A 16,812-nucleotide genomic window follows, 5' to 3' on the forward strand; every position below is an offset into this window, starting at 1 on the left:
AAGCGGGTACTGCCCTTTAGCGTTGCAGAAGAGAGAACCCTAATTAAGCCAGTATTAAACCACCCGTGATAGATGCTTGATGCTAGCGGGGGAGTCGATGCTGCTGATCGTCAGAAAATTCTTTTCCATTCCGGCGGATAAGCCCGAACTCGCGCTTGCCCAATTCTCCGCTTTCCAGCGCCAGGTGCCCCTGATGTATCTGATGCTGGTGGCCAATACGGTCGCTCTTTCCCTCACGCATGCCGGCTTAGCGCCATGGCAATTGACCGTCGGAGCGCCGAGCATTCTCTATCTTCTCTGCGGCTACCGGCTGGTCGGCTGGGTCGTCAGGCGCAAGCAGGTGGTCACGGCCGAGGCGGCCATCGCCAGGCTCCGCGGCACGTTGCGCTTCACTGTCGTGCTCGGCGTCGGCTTCACCGCCTGGGCCTTCTCGCTCTACGGCTATGGCGGCGACCTCGAAAAGGGCCATGTCGCTTTCTACATGGCGATCACGATCATCGGCTGCATCTTCTGCCTGATGCATCTGCGCGCGTCCGCGGTGCTGCTGGTGTTCATCGTGCTCGGCCCCTATGTGGTGTTCTTCGCCTCGACCGGGGTGGAAGTCTTCCAGATGATCGCGGTGAACGTGCTGCTCGTATCGGCCGCGCTTCTGTTCATCCTGCAGATCTATTACACCGATTTCGCCAATCTCATCGCCTCGCGCAAGGAGATCCAGGCGCAGCAGCAGGAAGCGCAGCGGCTGTCCGAGGAGAATCTGCGGCTCGCCAATCTCGACAGTCTGACCGGCCTGCACAATCGCCGCTGGTTCGTGACTGCGCTCGAGCGGCGACTGGCCGCGGCGGAGAGCGCCTCCGAACGGCTCGCCATCGGCATGATCGATCTCGACGGCTTCAAGCCGGTCAACGACGCCTATGGCCATGGGGTCGGCGACAAGGTTCTGATCGAGATCGGAAGGAGACTGTCCCTCGCCGCTGAGCGGGAAGGGTTGAAATCGCCCGCCTCGGCGGCGACGAATTCGGCTTCATCCTGCACAATCCCGCCTCCGACGAGGCCGCGGTCGACGCAGCGGCGCGTCTGATCGCCGATGTGAAACAGCCTCTCGACCTGCCGGAACTGACCGTGCGCGTCGGCGGATCGAGCGGCGTGACCATTTTCCCCGACCATTGCCGTTCCGCGGAAGAGGCCTTCGAGCACGCCGATTACGCGCTCTATCACGCCAAGCTGACCCGGCGCGGCGCGGTCATTCTGTTCACGCAGGCGCTCGCCACCGAGATCGCCTATCGCAGTCTGGTCGAGCAGGAAATCAAGCGGGCCGATCTCGATCGGGAGTTCCACCTCGCATTTCAACCGCTCTGGTGCGAAAGCGGACGCCGGACCTACGGTTTCGAGGTTCTGGCGCGTTGGGATTCACCGGTGTTGGGTCCTGTGCGGCCAGACGTCTTCATTCCCGTGGCCGAACGCTGCGGCATGATCGGCGCGCTGACGCTGTCGATCTTCTCGCGGGCGCTGAAAGCGGCGAGCGCATGGCCCGACGACGTGCTCCTGTCCTTTAACCTCTCGATCAAGGATATCGAGGCGCCCCAGATTCTCGAAGGGCTCCTCGAGATTCTGGCGCGGAGCGGCTTTGATCCGCACCGGCTGGTTTTCGAACTCACGGAAACGGCGGTCATGCAGAAGTTGCAGATCGCCGCCGGCAATATTCGCCGTCTCCGCGACCTCGGCATCGGCGTGGCGCTCGATGATTTCGGCGTCGGCCAGTCCAATCTGGGTCAGATCCACCGCCTGCCGGTAAGCGCGCTCAAGATCGACCGGAGCTTCATCGCCGACATTTGCGAAAGCACGGTCAGCTGCAACATCATCCGAACCCTCAACGACCTCGCGCGCAACCTGGATTGCGCCTGCATCATCGAAGGCGTTGAAACACAAGAGCAAGCGGCGGTGTTGAAGGCGCTGGGCCTCACCTTGTTCCAAGGCTATTTCTTTGGTCGACCGATGAGCGAGGCGGCCGCGCTCGACCGTCTTCAATCGGAATACGCCTCGTCGCACGCGGCCTGAGACGCAACCTGCGAACTTACGGAACGGTCGTTCAGAAAAAAAAGGCCGCCGGAGTGTCAGGAGATGGGGTTATCTCTTTGTCCGGGCAAGTGGATCTCCTGGCGGCCTTGAGTCCGAAGTCCTAAACGCGTCGGTTGCAGTGGTCAAGAATAACGGCCTTATCATTTTTGGGGGTATTTTCGACGCCGACGCCTGGTATGTCAGAGGCTTGCTTCGCAGGCTTCGTCGATCACCGCGAGCTTGACGGCTTGGCCGAGAAGATAATCCCGGATGAATTTCTGTCCGACCCACAGGGGAGACTTTCCGGGCTGGCCCGTCCATCCCATCGCGCCATGGGCCTCCGCCTCCCGAAGCTTCCTCGACAGATGCGGCCGGGATATCGCCAGCCGGGTCGCGAGCTCGGACGTCGGAATGAAGCCGCAGATCAGCCTGTCCGGCTGTTCCGGATCGGGGCTCCATGTCTGGGCGAGGATATCCATGAGATGCGCGCCGGCGTCGAGCCAGTTCAGGAGCGCGAAATCCCTGCCGATCGCCTCGAAGCCCCGTCGCTGCGCGAGCCCGCGCGCAAGCATGGGCTGTATGCGCGGCAGGGCGGCGGGATCCGACATCAGGCGTCGCACGCGTCCGCCGGGCGAAATCCGATCCAGCGTGCCGAGATGCACGAGCAGCCAGAGCTGGTAGATTTGGAAGACGGACTGCACCGGCTTCAGCGGCTTGCGGCGCCGGTCCTGCCAGCTGTCCGCCGTCTCCAGATAGCCGTAGTTCACCAGTTCCTTGCAATAAGCGTCGGCCGTGTTGCGGCTGGCGATGCCGAGATCGGCCACGGTTTCGGTGAAGGTCGTGATGTTCAGGCCAGGCGCGTCCGGATCCCGCATCTGCTCGAAATAGAGAGCCAGGCCGATATGGCTCATCAACCAGCGCTGCTGGTTGGTGAAAGCGCTGGATAGTCGGGCTTCGGAATTCGACGCCTCGATCAGCTGTCGCGATTGATCCCTGATCAGATCTGCGAACCGGGCGTGGCCGATAATGACTTCATGTGTAAGCGCCAAGTCGCATTCCGCCTCCTACGGAAGTTCCGGCGGCGGTTACACGATAATGGCGCCGCGCCCGTTTCTCAATCGAACAAGCTCGACACGGACTCTTCGAGCGCGGTGCGGTGGATCGCCTCGCCCATCAAGGGCGCAGTCGAAAGCACGCGGATATTGGCCGCCTGCAGCACCGCGGTGGTCGGCTGAATGGAATCGGTGATCACCAGTTCCTTGAGCTTCGACGCCACCACACGATTGACGGCGCCGCCCGAAAGCACGCCATGCGTAATATATGCCGTCACGCTGGTCGCGCCCTGGTTCAACAGCGCTTCGGCTGCATTGCAGAGCGTGCCGCCGGAATCGACGATGTCGTCGATCAACAGGCAGTCCTTGCCGGCCACGTCGCCGACCACGTTCATCACTTCGGATTCGCCGGCCCGTTCGCGACGCTTGTCGACGATGGCCAGATTACGGTCCGACAAGCGCTTGGCGAGCGAGCGGGCGCGCACCACGCCGCCGACGTCGGGCGAGACCACCACGACATTGTCGAGATCGTAGTGGGACTTCACGTCGCGCGCAAGAACCGGCACGGCAAAGAGATTGTCGGTCGGAATATCGAAGAAACCCTGGATCTGGCCGGCATGGAGATCGAGCGTCAGCACGCGGTCTGCGCCGGCTTCGGTGATCAGGTTGGCGACCAACTTGGCGGAGATGGGCGTGCGCGGACCGGATTTGCGATCCTGGCGGGCATAGCCGAAATAAGGAAGGACAGCGGTGATGCGGCGGGCCGACGATCGACGGAACGCGTCGATCATGATCAGCAGCTCCATCAGATTGTCATTGACCGGATAGGAGGTCGACTGGACGACGAAGATGTCTTCGCCGCGGACATTTTCCTGGATCTCGACGAAGATTTCCTGGTCGGCAAATCTCCGGACGCTTGCCTTGCCGAGTGGAACCTTCAAATAGGAACAGATCGACTCGGCCAGTTGCCGGTTGGAATTGCCCGAAAAAACCTTCATGACCTGCCGCCTGTTTTCATGCCGGATGCCGGCTTAATAACCGGCTTTGCCGTGAATGCAAGGGGATTCCGACGAATCCCCCGCTGTTTTGCAACGCGGTAAACCGGCGCCGATTGTTTGCGAGCCGGTCTCCGACCCATCTCGCGGATGTGGTCTTGCAGCGGGTCAGTCGGCGGAAGCCTGGGCCGACGCGTCGGGCGAGCAGGCGGTGAAGCGGGTGTCGCAGAGCGCGCCGAGGCCGCGGCAATGCTTGAGCGCGGTGCGGATAGCCACCCTTTTGTTTTCATGGACGAAATAGGCAAAGTTGTCGCCTGCGGGCGCTTCGCCCTGGAAGCGCGCGACGCTGAAGCAGGCGTTGGAGAAGGTCAGGAGCGGCTCGCAGCGGAACCGGGACTGGCTCGTGCATTTGCTCGCCGCCGCCTGCCGCGCTTCGCCTTCGCCCTGTTGGTTCTGCACCGAGTAGATAACGCCGGCCTGATCGATGGAGGCGGCGCCCCAGATGCCGGTCGACCCCGGGATCGGCGTTTCGGGCGCGCTCGCCGCCTCGCCGCCGGCCTGCGGCGTCTTGAGAGAGGCGATCTGGGTTTCGAGCGTGTCCTTGTCGGCCTTGAGCGCCGTCATGCTGTCATTGAGCTTGTTTAGCTGAGTCTGGAACAGATCCCGCTCCTCCCGCAGGCTGGCGACCTCCGCCTCGAGCTGCTGTTCACGCGCGGAGGGCGTCGCTGCCTGTGAGGCGTCGCTTTCGTCTTCGGCCGGCGGGGCGTTGCGGGCCGCGTTGAGATCGGATGTGAGCTGCGTCACCTTGTCGGCGAGTTGCTGTCGCTCGAGTTTGGCGGAAGCGGCGTCGGCGGCTACTTTCTGCAGGGCTTCGAGCTGCACCGTCAGCACCGAGATCTTGGCCTGCGCCTCACGCAACTGGTTGCTGCGCTCGAGCAGCGCGGCATTGGCTTTTTCGACGTCTTCGTCCGGCGCGGGGGCTTCGGCGCTCGGAGCGGGCGCTTGCGCCTTGAGGTCATCGAGCGCCTTCTGGGCGGCGGCGAGTTCTTCCCGCGCCTTGTCGCGTTCCTGCGCCGCCTGATCGGCGCGTTTCTGGAGATCGTCTATCTTGCCTTCGGCGATGACGGCGCTGTTGGCGTTGGTATTGCCGGCTGCGGCGCCGCTGTCACCGCTGGACAGCGCATAGCCGAGGCCGGCGCCGAGAAGAAGGAAAACACAGGCCGCGATCGCCGTCGGACGCCAGCGCGAGGGCTGATGGTCTTCCGGCTTGTCGCCGGCGAGGCGAGGACGGTCCTGGGACAGGCTGGGCGCGATCGTGGGCGCCTCGGAGACAACCTCTTCGTCTTTCGCGGCGCTGTCGATGATCTGGGCGTCATCCTTGCCGGGGGCCAGCGTGTCGGCGGCGGAAATCGGCGCGACGGCTGGCGTCTCGGCGTCCGGCGCGCCTGCAGCGGGGGCCGTTTCGGTTTCGCCTTTTCCGGATGTCGCATCGCCGTCGGCTTCGGCAGACGCTGCAAGTGGAACGAGGCCGATCGCCGCGAGGCCGTCGTCCTTGGTCTCCTCGTCATCGCTCTCGACGGCGTCCGCCACGGCCGGCGGCGCGTCCTTGCCGCCGGTCCAGATGACCGGCTGCACGAAAGCCGCCGCCGGCGCTTCGATTTCGAGGGCCGCGAAAGCGGGGATCCTGCGGGCGAGATCGGCGTCCAGGGTCAGCCGCGCCTGTCCTCGACGATCTCGGCGTCGCCGGGCAGGAAGTTGGCGGTCTTGCTCCAGCCTCGTTTCGACAGAAATCTCCCGGAGGCGACGTCGCGCAGCCTGAATCGGGTTTCGCCGTCCGGCGGGTCCTTGATGGTGATGGTGGCGACGCCGGTCTCGGCGTCCTGCTTGATGTCGATCTCCGCCACTGTCGGTCAACTCCTGGGGTGCAAAGGGGCCCTGTCTCACCCTGACTAGGGTTTTAGATGGGCGAGATTTGGACGGAAAGAGGCATGAACCGAATTTTTTCCGGCCACTTGAATCGACCGTTTCACGCAACATATAAAGTTACATGAAAAGAGATTCGCGACTGTCCGGCGTGCTGCACGCCATTCTGCACATGGCTCAATCGGAGGCGCCCGTGACCTCGGAGCAGCTGGCCAAACATATGGACTCCAATCCGGTGGTGATCAGGCGGATCATGTCGGGCCTCAGGGAAGCCGGCTTCGTGACGTCCTCCAAGGGCCACGGCGGCGGCTGGGTCATGGCGCGACCGCTCGCCGAGATCAGCCTGCTCGATGTCTACCAAGCCATCGGCGCGCCTGCGCCGTTTGCGATCGGCAACCGCAACGAAAGCCCCGGTTGCCTGGTCGAACAGGCGGTCAACAGCGCTCTGGACGATGCGTTTCGGGAGGCCGAGGCGATCTTGGTCGCCCGACTGGGCGCGGTCACGTTGGCCCAGCTTTCCGAGGATTTCCATCGCCGCTTCCAGGCGCTCAAGAAGGATCATGTCCATGTCGCTTTATGATGTCGTCGTCATCGGAGGCAGTTACGCCGGCCTCGCGGCCAGTCTTCAACTCGCGCGCGCCCGTCGCAACGTGCTGATCGTCGACGCCGGTCTCCGGCGCAATCGCTTCGCATCGACGTCGCACGGTTTCCTCGGCCAGGATGGTCGCCCTCCGGCCGAGATCGTCGAAGAGGCCCGGGCGCAGGTGCTGGCTTATCCCAATGTGGGCATTCATCACGGCAGGGCGGAAAGCGCGCGCGGCGAGAAGAACGAATTTTCGGTCCTGCTCGACGACGGCTCCGCCGTGCAGGCCCGGCGGCTGGTGCTGGCCACCGGCGTGAAGGACATTCTGCCCGAAATTCCCGGCCTCGCCGAGCGCTGGGGACGGAACGTGTTCCACTGCCCCTATTGCCATGGCTATGAACTCGATCGCGGCAGGATCGCCGTGATCGCCGTCGGGGACATATCGATGCATCACGCGCTGATGCTGCCGGATTGGGGCGAGACCACGCTGTTCACCAATGGTCGCTTCACGCCCGACCCTCAGCAAGAAGAGGCGCTCGCAGCCCGGGGAACCCGGGTGGAACACGCCCTCATTTCGGCGCTGGAAGGCGAGGCCGATATCGTGCTCGCAGACGGGCGACGCCTGTCTTTCGCCGGCGTGTTCACCGCGCCGACGACGGTTCCGTCGTCGCCGATCGCCGATCAACTGGGTTGCGCCTTCAAGGAGGGGCCGCTGGGGCGCTATATCGATGTCTCCCCGATGATGGAGAGCAGCGTGGCCGGCGTCTTCGCCTGCGGGGACGTCGCCCGCATGGCGGGATCGGTGTCGTTCGCGGTCGGCGACGGCGCCATGGCCGGCGGCGCGACGCACCGTTCGCTGATGTTCGAGTGATCAGCCCTGGCTCTCTCGCCACTTCATATAGGAGGCGATGGTGGCCGAACCGATCGATTGCATGACCTCGGGCGGCACGGCGCTCCAGGCGTCGGCGCCCTTGGCAGGCACGATTTCCTGTCCCTGGATGCGGTGTAGGCGGGCGCCTGCATTGTCGAGCACGTCCCAGACATAGATGACTGTCACCCGCTGGCCATCCGAAAAGGCGGACAGATAGCCCTTGAGCACATGTTCGGCGTTCTGATCGTTCGACCCCTTGATGGTCAGGCCGTTGCCGCGGGCCGAGGTTCCGAGTTCGCGCGACAGCGGCGTCACAGCCGCGATCGGCGCACCGATGATCGGCATGAAGCGGATCGCGCCCTTGACCGGCTGATTGGAATAGATGCTGGGCGTCGCCGGCGCTGCGCCGTCGGTGCGGTAGAGATTTGCGCCGAGAGTCCCGTTGTTGGCGCGGGGCGCGGCCGGCGTCGCCGCGACCGGCTCGGCGGCGGCCGGATTGGCCTGACCGCCCTGCAGAGCCTGCGCCTGAGCTTCGAGCGTATTCTGGGGCGGTGAAGGATCGTCGCCGCCGTCGATCGGCGGCAGGCCGGCCTGCGGCTGCGCAGACGCCTGCCGGGCCGGTGGCGCATCCGATGAGGAGGCGACGGGAACCGTCTGCTCGCTCGCGGCGGGCGCGTTGGGAATGTCCGCCTTCGGCGTCAGCGCATCGGTGGAGTTGCAGGCCGACAGGGCGATCAGCGCCGAACCGAGGATCGCCAGACATCCGTATCGCTGCATCGTCGACTCCCGCTCGCCGTCCACTACAAGTTTATGACGGCGAGCGCGTCGGTCTGTCAATTCCGCAAACTTCACACCGACAAAAGGTCGAGGCCGAGCCGGCTCAGGCATTTGGCCGGACCGGAGGTGGTGAGATAGGTTTGACCCAGCGTCATGGCGACGCCCGTCTCCGAATCCATGATGATCATATGCACGAACAGCGTCATGCCCGGCAGGATCGGCTCGGGATTGCCGATGTGGAACATCTGGTGCTCCATCCAGGAAGGGGAGAAGCGGGCGCCGAGCGAATAGCCGCAGGCGTTGAGCCGATGACGCGCCAGCCCGCGTTCGTCCATGATGCGCGCATGGGTGTCGAACACGTCGCCAAAGGTCGAGCCGGGCGCCAGCACCTGTTCGATCGCCTCGATCGTGTCGCGGGCGGCGGCGTAGAGTTCCTTCTGGCGGTCGGTGGGCTTGCCGATCACGATCGTCCGCATCATCGCGGCGTGATAATGGGCGTAGGCGCCGGCCCATTCCAGCGTCAGTTGATCGACCTGGTCGAGCACGCGGCGGCCGGCCTTGTAGCGGCAGAGCAACGCGTCGGGGCCCGAGCCGATGATGAATTCATTGGCGGGGTAATCGCCGCCGCCGGAGAAGATCGCGCCTTGCATGGCGGCGAGAATGTCGGCCTCGTTGGCGCCGGGCTTGATCAGCGGCAGCGCCGCTTCGAGCGCGTCATCGGCCAGGACGGCGGCGCGGGTCGCATAGTCGATCTCGGCCTGCGACTTCACCAGCCGGAGGCGGCTGACGACATAGGAGGCGTCGAGGATCGTGCCGAACGATGTCAGCTGATTGTCCAGCAGCCGGGCGTTCTTGCCGGTCAGGCCGTGGGTGTCGTATTCGACGCCGATGCGGGCCCCGAGTAGATCCAGTTCCATCAGCAGGTTCTTGAGATCCGCGGCCGGATCGGCATTGGCGCGGTCGATCCAGATCCGGATGTCCTCGATGGTCGAGGTCAGTTTCGCCTGGCGCAGATCGGCCGAGCGGGTCATCAGCACCATCTGGCCGTCGGCCTTCACCACCAGCGTCTGGAAGAAGCAGTAGCCGAACGTGTCGTAGCCGGTCAGCCAATACATGCTTTCCTGGGCGAAGAGCAACATGGCGTCGAGCCGCTCTTCCTTCATCCGCGCCTTCAGGAGTTCGAGACGCGCGGCGAATTCGTCGCGTGAGAAATGCAGCGCCATAGTCAGTGCTCCCTGATCATGATGGCCGAGATCTGCCGGCCGTAATCGTCTTCCTTGCGATGCGTCGTGCGGCGAAAGGAAAAGAAATTCTCCTCGTCGGCATAGGTGCATCGGTCGATATTTTCCGCCTGCACGCCTGCGGCTCTCAACCGCTCGACGGTCAGGGCAGGCAGGTCGAACATGCTGTGCCCCGGTTTTTCGGACGGTTTGAAGAAGCGCGACCATTCGGGGTCCACTGCGACGAAGCGGGCGACGAATTCCGGGCCGACTTCGTAACTGGCCTGCGAGATAGACGGGCCGAGGCTGGCCGCGATCCGCTCGCGGCGGGCGCCGAGGGCGATCATCGCGTCGATCGTGGCTTCGAGCACGCCGTCGAGCGCACCCTTCCAGCCGGCATGCGCCGCGCCGATGACGCGGGCCTCCCGATCGGCAAACAGCACAGGACCGCAATCGGCGGTCAGAACGCCCAACACAATGCCGGGGTCGACGTCACCTGGCCGTCGGCCTGCGGGCGCTCGCTCTTGTTGGCGGCGTCGACGGTGACGACGTCGGCGGAATGGATCTGGTAGAGCGTGGCGAGATCGCCGATGTCACGTCCGAACCAGGCCGCGACGCGGCTGCGATTTTCCTGGATGGCCGCGGGCGCGTCCTTCGAGCCCAGGCCGACATTGAGTCCGGAATAGAGTCCTTCGGAAACGCCGCCCTTGCGGGTGAAAAAGCCGTGTTCGATCGCGGCGCCTGCCGTGTCCGACAACAGCGCGCTTTGGATAGGCCGGACGCCTTGGAAATCTTCATGGGTCATCGGGAAGGGCAGCCTTGTCAAACTCTGTCGATCGGAGGGGCGGGGTCGCGCGACGCAGTCACCGTGAGGCTGGCGGATGTTTGCAGCGTCGCGCGAGGCGAGTCAACTCTGGAACGGTGGAAGATCCACCGCCGGGCTCGTCACCACCAGCGCTTTGAAGAGTTCGCCCATCTCGTTTTCGCCATCGCCCGCCAGGCGGCGCACCGCCGACACGATTTCTTCCTGTCGGGAGGCGTCCTTGCCTGCGCCGAGCGCGCCGGCGCGGTCGGCGAGGCCGAGGCCGAGCAGGAAATCGCCCTGGCTGCCCAGGCCCGCCAAGTGAACGGCGCAGTGACGCGCCACATCGGCGAGCGCGGAGAAATCGACATGGCTGGTGAGATCGGCTTCGCCGGGATGGGCGAGCGGCGGATCATAGGCATGGCGATAGATCGCCTGCAGCGTGTCGCCGAACCCCTGTTCGACATGGCCGTAATCGATGATCAGGCCGACGCCGCCAGTGCGGAACAGCCGTTCGGAGATCGCCTGCATGATCGCCGCCCGCGCCGGGGCGAGCTCCGCCACGGCGCCCACCGGCGCCTCGCGATGGTCGGGCGGCAGCAGGATCGGATCGACGCCCGCGACCCCCACGGAGAAGGTCAGTTGATCATCGGCGTCGAGCCCGACGAGCCGCTCGCGAAAACCGTTCGGCGTCTTGACGAATTGCCGGATCGGCACCGCGTCGAAAAATTCGTTGGCGACCAGCAACAGGAAGCCCTCGGGGATGGCGTCGAAGGTCTCGCTCCATTCGGTCTTGCCGGCATGGTCGGCCAGCGTCTTCGCCTGGATGTCGCGCAGCGTCGGGCTGGTCTCGATCATATGCACGGAGGCCGCCGCATAGAGTTCCGGTTCGAGCTTCTGCACGGTGCGGAGGATGTCGGCCATCATCGTGCCGCGGCCCGGGCCGATTTCGGCGATGCGCAGCTTGTCGATCGGCTTCAGATGCCGTCGCCAGGCCTCGACGAAGAAGACGCCGATCATCTCGCCGAACAGCTGGCTGATTTCGGGAGCCGTGACGAAATCGCCGCCACGGCCGAAGGGATCGCGGGTCTTGTAATAGCCGTATTCCGGGTCGGCGAGGCAGAGCGCAAAATAGTCGGTGATCGAAATCGGGCCGTTGGCGCGAATGATGGCGCGGATTTTCTCTCGAAGCGGCGTCGTCATGCGTCGGCGAACTCCCGACCGGCGGCGCGTCTGGCGCGCGCCATGGCCCAGAGGCCGAGCAACAGCATGGGCAGCGACAGAACCATGCCCATGGTCAGCCAGCCGCCGGCGAGATAGCCGAGCTGCTTGTCCGGCTCGCGCACGAATTCCACCGCGATCCGCGACAGCGCGTAGAGGCAGACGAATGCGCCGGCGGTGAAGCCGGGCGTCTTCAGGCTGCCGCGCAGGAAGACGAGCGCGGCGAGGATGAGGCCGGTGACGACGCCTTCCAGGCCCGCTTCATAGAGCTGGCTCGGATGCCGCGCGAACGGCTCCTGTCCGGGAAACACCACGGCCCAGGGGACATTGGTGATCTTGCCCCACAATTCGCCGTTGATGAAGTTGGCGATGCGGCCCATGAACAGGCCGGTGACGCAGACTGTGGCGACGACGTCGAACAGCGACCAGACGCGGATGCCGCGACGGCGGGCGAACAGGATCATGGCGATGGTGGTGCCGGTGATGCCGCCATGGAAGGACATGCCGCCGTTCCAGATCTCGATCGCCCGCAGCGGCTCGGCCAGCACGCTGTCGAGATCATAGAACACGATATAGCCGAGACGCCCGCCCAGCACGATGCCGATCGCCGCCCAGAAGACGAAATCATCGATGTCGTTCAGCGTCATCGCCGGCTTGTCGTTGCGCCACAGCCGCGGGGTGGTGACGATCTTGCGCGCATAGGCCCAGCCCAGGAGAATGCCGACCACATAGGAAATCCCGTACCACTTGACCGAGATCGGTCCGAGCGACAGGGCGACCGGATCGATGTCGGGAAAGGGGAGAATGGCGAGATTGTACAGCGTCTCGGTCAATGGCTCGCTCCGTGCAAGTCTTGTTCTCGGAAAGCGCGGCTTATAGCATGGTTGCTCCGGCAGGACAGAGGCGGGAGGTGGAAGTCGGGATTTTTTGCCGCGCAGGGCCGAAATTCCTTGCATCGCAAGGGGCCATTGCCTACCTCCGGTTCATGCATTCATTCCGTTTTCGGAGGCTCAAATGACCACGGGACCCAACCGCATTCTCGACGATTTCGCCAAGCTGATGACCGACGCGGCCGGCGCGGTCCAGGGCGTCGGCAAGGAAGTCGAAACGGCTTTCAAGGCGCAGGCCGAGCGCTGGCTGAACAGCATGGATCTCGTCAAGCGCGAAGAATTCGAAGCGGTTCGCGAAATGGCGGTCAAGGCTCGCGAGGAAAACGACGCGCTCGCCGCGCGCATCGCCGCGCTCGAAGCCAAGCTGGGTGGGTCTGGAGAATAAATCCAGACACTTATAGGGTTTATGACCGGTTAAATCGGCGGGTGTGGTTTATCCACAGCCCGCCGATTTTGTTTTCAGCAGTTTTTTTGCGGCCTGTGGAAAGGATCGAAAAATCCTTTTCGGAGAGTCGGTTAAGTTTGGCTGTTGAATCTGAATATCAGTCTTTTCTAACCGGGGTCCGCGCAAATTCGAAAGTACGGGGCTGGAAACGCGAATCCGGCGCTATAGACTGATTTTACAAGATGATTCGAAGCGAAAGACGCAAGTTCCGGGCAGGGTAGTGAGCCCATAGTCAGCTCGTCGCTTCGCGGATCATTCCTAGAATTTAAACATTTGCCCCCGCGACGGCGTTGCCGCTTTCGCGGAGGGTCGAGAATTGTCACTCTTCAGGTGCAGCATGAGCCTTTTTGATATCAAGGTCGAGCGACAGTCCCATCCGGTGGACATGATCGAATTCGTCGCCGACACCAACGACTGGTCCTTCGAGCGTTCCGCCGACGACGAGATCGCCATGACCGTCGCAGGGCGCTGGACCGATTATTACGTGTCCTTTTCCTGGATGGAGCAATTCGAGGCGCTGCATTTCTCCTGCGCCTTCGACCTGCGCATTCCCGAGGCGCGGCTCGCGGAAGTCAACAAGCTCGTCGCCATCATCAACGGCGACATGCTGCTCGGCCATTTCGACGTGTGGAACAAGGCGGAGTCGGTGATCTTCCGCCAGTCGCTCCTGCTGTCGGGCGGGCTCGAGCCGACGGGTCGGCAGGTCGAGGCGATGCTGGCGTCGTCGATCGATACTTGCGAAGTCTATTTCCAGGCGTTTCAATTCGTCGTCTGGTCCGGCATGGGCGCGCAGGCGGCCATCGACGCCGTCAGGTTCGAGACGGTCGGCGAAGCATGAGCGCGATCAAGGGCCCCATTATTCTCATCGGCGCCGGCAATATGGGCGGCGCCATGGCGCTCGGCTGGGTGCGCAGCGGAATTGCGCCGCAGAGCATCATCGCCGCCGATCCCAACCCGCAGGGGCCGATGAAGGCGCGGCTGTCCGACGCCGGCATCGGTTTCGTGTCCGAACCACCGAAAGGCGTGAAGGCTGGCGTGCTGTTCATCGCGGTCAAGCCTCAGGTGATGGGCGAAGTGCTGCCTGCCTACAGGCCGTTGGTCGGACCTGACACGATCATCGTTTCAGTCGCCGCCGGCAAGACGCTCGGCTTCATCGAGGCCAATCTCGGCGAGGCGGCCATGGTGCGGGCCATGCCCAACACGCCGGCCATGATCGGCCGCGGCGTGACCGGCGCCTTCGCCAACGAACATGTGACATCCGAGCAGCGCGCCGCGGTGGATGCGCTGCTCAAGGTCTCAGGCCCGGTCGAATGGGTCGAGGCGGAAGCTTTGATCGACGCCGTGACCGCCGTTTCCGGCTCCGGCCCGGCTTATGTGTTTCACCTCGTCGAGTGCATGGCGGAGGCAGGCCGTAAACTCGGTCTGCCGGCGGACCTCTCCATGCGTCTCGCGCGAGCTACAGTGTCGGGCGCTGGTGAATTGCTTCACCAGTCGCCCGGCGAAGCCGCCGAATTGCGCAAGAACGTCACCTCTCCCGGCGGCACCACGGCCGCGGCGCTCGCAGTGCTGATGGCCGAAGACGGCATGCAGCCGCTGTTCGACATCGCCATCAAGGCCGCGCGCGACCGCGCCGAAGAACTGGCGGGCTGACATCATGACGGAGCAGATTTCCTACGCCGATTTTGAGCGCGTCGACATTCGCGTCGGCACGGTCGTCGACGCCCAGCCCTTTCCGGAGGCGCGCAAGCCGGCGATCAAGCTGGTCATCGATTTCGGGCCCGAGATCGGCCTGAAGAAATCGTCGGCGCAGATCACCGCCCATTATACGCCGGAGTCGCTGGTCGGGCGGCAGGTGCTCGGCGTCGTCAACTTTCCGCCGCGCCAGATCGGTCCATTCATGTCGGAATGCCTGACGCTGGGCTTTGCCGACGCCGATGGCGCGATCGTGCTGGCGCGTCCGGATGCAGCCGTTCCGAACGGCCAGAAACTGATCTGACGCAATTCCTTCCTATTCCTGTGCTACATCGCGCCGCGATGAACCGACCGGAGGCCGCCATGCCGCTCAGCGCCATTCACGAGAAATTCAAAGTGTCCTGCCTGCCGCGCGCCACCGAAGTTGCCCGGGAATGGCGCGCGACGCATGTGATTTCCCTGCTCGATCCCGGCATCGCCGACGAACATGTGCCGCGTATTTCCGGCGCCGAACACGTCGTGGCGCGGCTGCGGGACCAGGAAAACATGTTGGAGACCGGCCACTTTCCCGATCTGGTCGTCAGCCTGTTCGAGACGGTGCGTCCGGCCGCCGAGCGCCACGACGCCCGCATCCTCGTTCACTGCCATGCCGGAATTTCGCGTTCGACGGCGTTCGCCTATTCGCTGATCGCCCATCGCGCCGGACCGGGCCGTGAGGCGGAGGCTTTCGACGCCTTCCTGTCGATCGTTCACAAGCCCTGGCCGAACCGCCGCATCGTGGAGATCCTCGATCGGCATTTCGGCCGCGACGGCGCGCTGCTCGCGCCGCTCGATGCGCTCCGGGAGAAACATCCGCGCCGGATCGATGCGCTGCATCGTCACAATATCCGCCGCGGTTTCTTCGAACTGGTGCCCTGCGAAATCTACAATCGCTGAAATCAGACCGGGATACGGATCGTCGCGCGAAGGCCGCCCAGCGGACTCTCCGACAGCGTGACGTTGCCGCCGTGACCCCGGGCGATGTCGCGCACGATGGCGAGGCCGAGGCCGGTGCCCGACGCATCGAGATTGCGCGCCTCGTCGAGCCGGAAGAACGGCTTGAACACATCTTCCCGCATCGCTTCGGGAATGCCCGGACCATCATCGTCCACCGTCACGGTCAGAAAACGGTCGGTGTTGCGCGCCTCGATCCGGATCGTCTGGCCATGGCGCCATGCATTGGCGACGAGATTTGTGACCAAACGCGAAAAGGCCATCGGCCGGACATGCACCATGGTCGCCCCCGCGACCGAAGAGGTCAGTTCCTTGCCGTGCAACAAGGCGTTTTCCTCGAGCTGAGAGAAGAGCTTGGTCAGATCGAGTTCGCCATGCGCCTCCTCGATCTGGCCGCGGGCGAAGGCGAGATAGCCTTCGAGCATGCTGTCCATGTCGTCGATGTCGCGATTGAGGTTTTCGAGATCGGCGGGCGTCTCAGCCACCGCGAGTTCCAGCCTGAAGCGGGTGAGAATGGTGCGCAGATCGTGGCTGACGCCGCTGAGCATGGCGGTGCGCTGTTCGATCTGCCGCTCGATGCGCTCGCGCATCTGCAGGAAAGCGTAGCCGGCGCGGCGCACTTCGTCGGCCCCTCTGGGAATGAAAGGCTCGGCCGGCTTCTGCCCCTTGCCGAAGCTCTCGGCGGCCCGCGTCAAGGCGACGATCGGGCGGATCTGGCCGCGCAGGAACAGGATGGAGATGAGCAGCAGCACCAGCGAGGCGCCGACCATCCAGATGATGAAGATATGGGTGTTTGACGCATAGGCGCGGTCGCGGCGCGTCACCACGCTGAGGATACGCTTCGGACCGAGCTTGATCCGCACTTCCACCGTGCGCTCGTCATTGCTGGTGTTGAGCCAGAAGGGACGGCGGATCTGTTCGCTGATCTGCTCGGAGAGGATCTGGTCGAGGATGGAAAATGGCGGCGCGGGCTTCGGGGCGGGCAGATCGTCGTCGGAGAGAATATGCACCTGCAGGCCGAGCCGGCGACCGGCGATGCGAACGACGTCGCTTTCGATCTGGGGAGAGGGAAGGGTTTCCATCACATCGATGATCGCGGAAATGTCGCGGGTGACGGCGGCGGAGAGCCGCTCGGTGACCATCTGCCAATGACGCTCCATGAAGACGGCGGCGACGACGCCCTGCAACAGCACCATCGGGATGATCACGATCAGCAGCGAGCGCGCGAACAGGCCGCGCGGCAGGTTGCGGCGCATGAAGCGACTGAAGGCGCCCTCGCAATAAACGGGGCGC

At 64.0% G+C, this 16,812-nt stretch carries 18 protein-coding genes and 1 pseudogene; 9 read left to right on the plus strand and 10 right to left on the minus strand.

Features of this window, described 5'->3' with window-relative positions; all coding sequences use genetic code 11:
- Window positions 1-97 precede the first annotated feature (97 nt).
- Window positions 98-1,078, plus strand: coding sequence for a diguanylate cyclase domain-containing protein (locus tag H2O14_RS28540; RefSeq protein ID WP_182828810.1), 981 nt, complete (start codon window positions 98-100; stop codon window positions 1,076-1,078).
- Window positions 1,027-2,055: a bifunctional diguanylate cyclase/phosphodiesterase gene (locus H2O14_RS18530; protein ID WP_281410033.1), complete on the plus strand. Its 1,029-nt coding sequence runs from the start codon at window positions 1,027-1,029 to the stop codon at window positions 2,053-2,055. The genes H2O14_RS28540 and H2O14_RS18530 overlap by 52 nt, the downstream gene beginning before the upstream one ends.
- A 200-nt stretch (window positions 2,056-2,255) precedes the next feature.
- Here H2O14_RS18530 and H2O14_RS18535 read toward each other — a convergent pair whose 3' ends face one another.
- The 4 genes from H2O14_RS18535 to H2O14_RS18550 all read right to left on the minus strand — a co-directional run bounded on the left by H2O14_RS18535 (window position 2,256) and on the right by H2O14_RS18550 (window position 6,006).
- A complete protein-coding gene (locus H2O14_RS18535) occupies window positions 2,256-3,104 on the minus strand; it encodes a hypothetical protein (RefSeq protein WP_182828812.1) in 849 nt (282 codons plus the stop codon).
- Between the two features lie 65 nt (window positions 3,105-3,169).
- Window positions 3,170-4,105, minus strand: coding sequence for a ribose-phosphate pyrophosphokinase (locus H2O14_RS18540; RefSeq protein WP_182828813.1), 936 nt, complete (start codon window positions 4,103-4,105; stop codon window positions 3,170-3,172).
- Window positions 4,106-4,270: 165 nt separating this feature from the next.
- The gene (locus H2O14_RS28960; RefSeq protein WP_182828814.1) at window positions 4,271-5,737 is read right to left on the minus strand and encodes a DUF4189 domain-containing protein; all 1,467 of its coding nucleotides are present in this window, start codon (window positions 5,735-5,737) and stop codon (window positions 4,271-4,273) included.
- 74 nt (window positions 5,738-5,811) lie between these two features.
- Window positions 5,812-6,006 carry a hypothetical protein gene (locus tag H2O14_RS18550; protein WP_182828815.1) on the minus strand — a complete coding sequence of 65 codons (195 nt, stop codon included), beginning with the start codon at window positions 6,004-6,006 and terminating at the stop codon, window positions 5,812-5,814.
- Window positions 6,007-6,149: 143 nt separating this feature from the next.
- Between H2O14_RS18550 and H2O14_RS18555 the strand changes: the two genes are divergently transcribed.
- Window positions 6,150-6,605: an RrF2 family transcriptional regulator gene (locus tag H2O14_RS18555; protein WP_182828816.1), complete on the plus strand. Its 456-nt coding sequence runs from the start codon at window positions 6,150-6,152 to the stop codon at window positions 6,603-6,605.
- Window positions 6,592-7,479, plus strand: a complete 888-nt coding sequence (locus tag H2O14_RS18560; protein WP_182828817.1) for an NAD(P)/FAD-dependent oxidoreductase — start codon at window positions 6,592-6,594, stop codon at window positions 7,477-7,479. The genes H2O14_RS18555 and H2O14_RS18560 overlap by 14 nt, the downstream gene beginning before the upstream one ends.
- Here H2O14_RS18560 and H2O14_RS18565 read toward each other — a convergent pair whose 3' ends face one another.
- From H2O14_RS18565 to lgt, 5 genes and pseudogenes are all read right to left on the minus strand, one after another.
- A complete protein-coding gene (locus H2O14_RS18565) occupies window positions 7,480-8,256 on the minus strand; it encodes a hypothetical protein (protein ID WP_182828818.1) in 777 nt (258 codons plus the stop codon).
- A 71-nt stretch (window positions 8,257-8,327) separates the two neighbouring features.
- Window positions 8,328-9,479: a Xaa-Pro peptidase family protein gene (locus H2O14_RS18570; protein ID WP_182828819.1), complete on the minus strand. Its 1,152-nt coding sequence runs from the start codon at window positions 9,477-9,479 to the stop codon at window positions 8,328-8,330.
- A 2-nt stretch (window positions 9,480-9,481) separates the two neighbouring features.
- Window positions 9,482-10,140, minus strand: a pseudogene (gene pgeF / locus H2O14_RS18575) (peptidoglycan editing factor PgeF).
- 243 nt (window positions 10,141-10,383) lie between these two features.
- The gene (locus tag H2O14_RS18580; RefSeq protein WP_182828820.1) at window positions 10,384-11,481 is read right to left on the minus strand and encodes a class I SAM-dependent methyltransferase; all 1,098 of its coding nucleotides are present in this window, start codon (window positions 11,479-11,481) and stop codon (window positions 10,384-10,386) included.
- Window positions 11,478-12,332 carry a prolipoprotein diacylglyceryl transferase gene (lgt, locus tag H2O14_RS18585; RefSeq protein ID WP_246697438.1) on the minus strand — a complete coding sequence of 285 codons (855 nt, stop codon included), beginning with the start codon at window positions 12,330-12,332 and terminating at the stop codon, window positions 11,478-11,480. Before lgt ends, H2O14_RS18580 begins: the two co-directional genes overlap by 4 nt.
- A 181-nt stretch (window positions 12,333-12,513) precedes the next feature.
- Between lgt and H2O14_RS18590 the strand changes: the two genes are divergently transcribed.
- The 5 genes from H2O14_RS18590 to H2O14_RS18610 all read left to right on the plus strand — a co-directional run bounded on the left by H2O14_RS18590 (window position 12,514) and on the right by H2O14_RS18610 (window position 15,462).
- A complete protein-coding gene (locus H2O14_RS18590; RefSeq protein WP_182828822.1) occupies window positions 12,514-12,774 on the plus strand; it encodes an accessory factor UbiK family protein in 261 nt (86 codons plus the stop codon).
- 397 nt (window positions 12,775-13,171) lie between these two features.
- Window positions 13,172-13,672, plus strand: a complete 501-nt coding sequence (locus H2O14_RS18595) for a YbjN domain-containing protein (RefSeq protein ID WP_182828823.1) — start codon at window positions 13,172-13,174, stop codon at window positions 13,670-13,672.
- Complete coding sequence (gene proC, locus H2O14_RS18600; protein WP_182828824.1) at window positions 13,669-14,484, plus strand: pyrroline-5-carboxylate reductase; 816 nt, start codon at window positions 13,669-13,671, stop codon at window positions 14,482-14,484. The genes H2O14_RS18595 and proC overlap by 4 nt, the downstream gene beginning before the upstream one ends.
- Window positions 14,485-14,488: 4 nt before the next feature.
- The gene (locus tag H2O14_RS18605; RefSeq protein WP_182828825.1) at window positions 14,489-14,830 is read left to right on the plus strand and encodes a tRNA-binding protein; all 342 of its coding nucleotides are present in this window, start codon (window positions 14,489-14,491) and stop codon (window positions 14,828-14,830) included.
- Window positions 14,831-14,889: 59 nt separating this feature from the next.
- On the plus strand, window positions 14,890-15,462 hold the full coding sequence (locus tag H2O14_RS18610; protein WP_182828826.1) for a dual specificity protein phosphatase family protein: 573 nt from the start codon (window positions 14,890-14,892) through the stop codon (window positions 15,460-15,462).
- A 2-nt stretch (window positions 15,463-15,464) separates the two neighbouring features.
- Here the strand turns inward: H2O14_RS18610 and H2O14_RS18615 are convergent, their stop codons facing one another.
- Window positions 15,465-16,775 carry an ATP-binding protein gene (locus H2O14_RS18615; RefSeq protein WP_246697656.1) on the minus strand — a complete coding sequence of 437 codons (1,311 nt, stop codon included), beginning with the start codon at window positions 16,773-16,775 and terminating at the stop codon, window positions 15,465-15,467.
- Window positions 16,776-16,812: the final 37 nt, after the last annotated feature.

The sequence above is a fragment of the Rhizobium sp. G21 genome (assembly GCF_014158035.1).
Classification (GTDB): domain Bacteria; phylum Pseudomonadota; class Alphaproteobacteria; order Rhizobiales; family Rhizobiaceae; genus Rhizobium_E.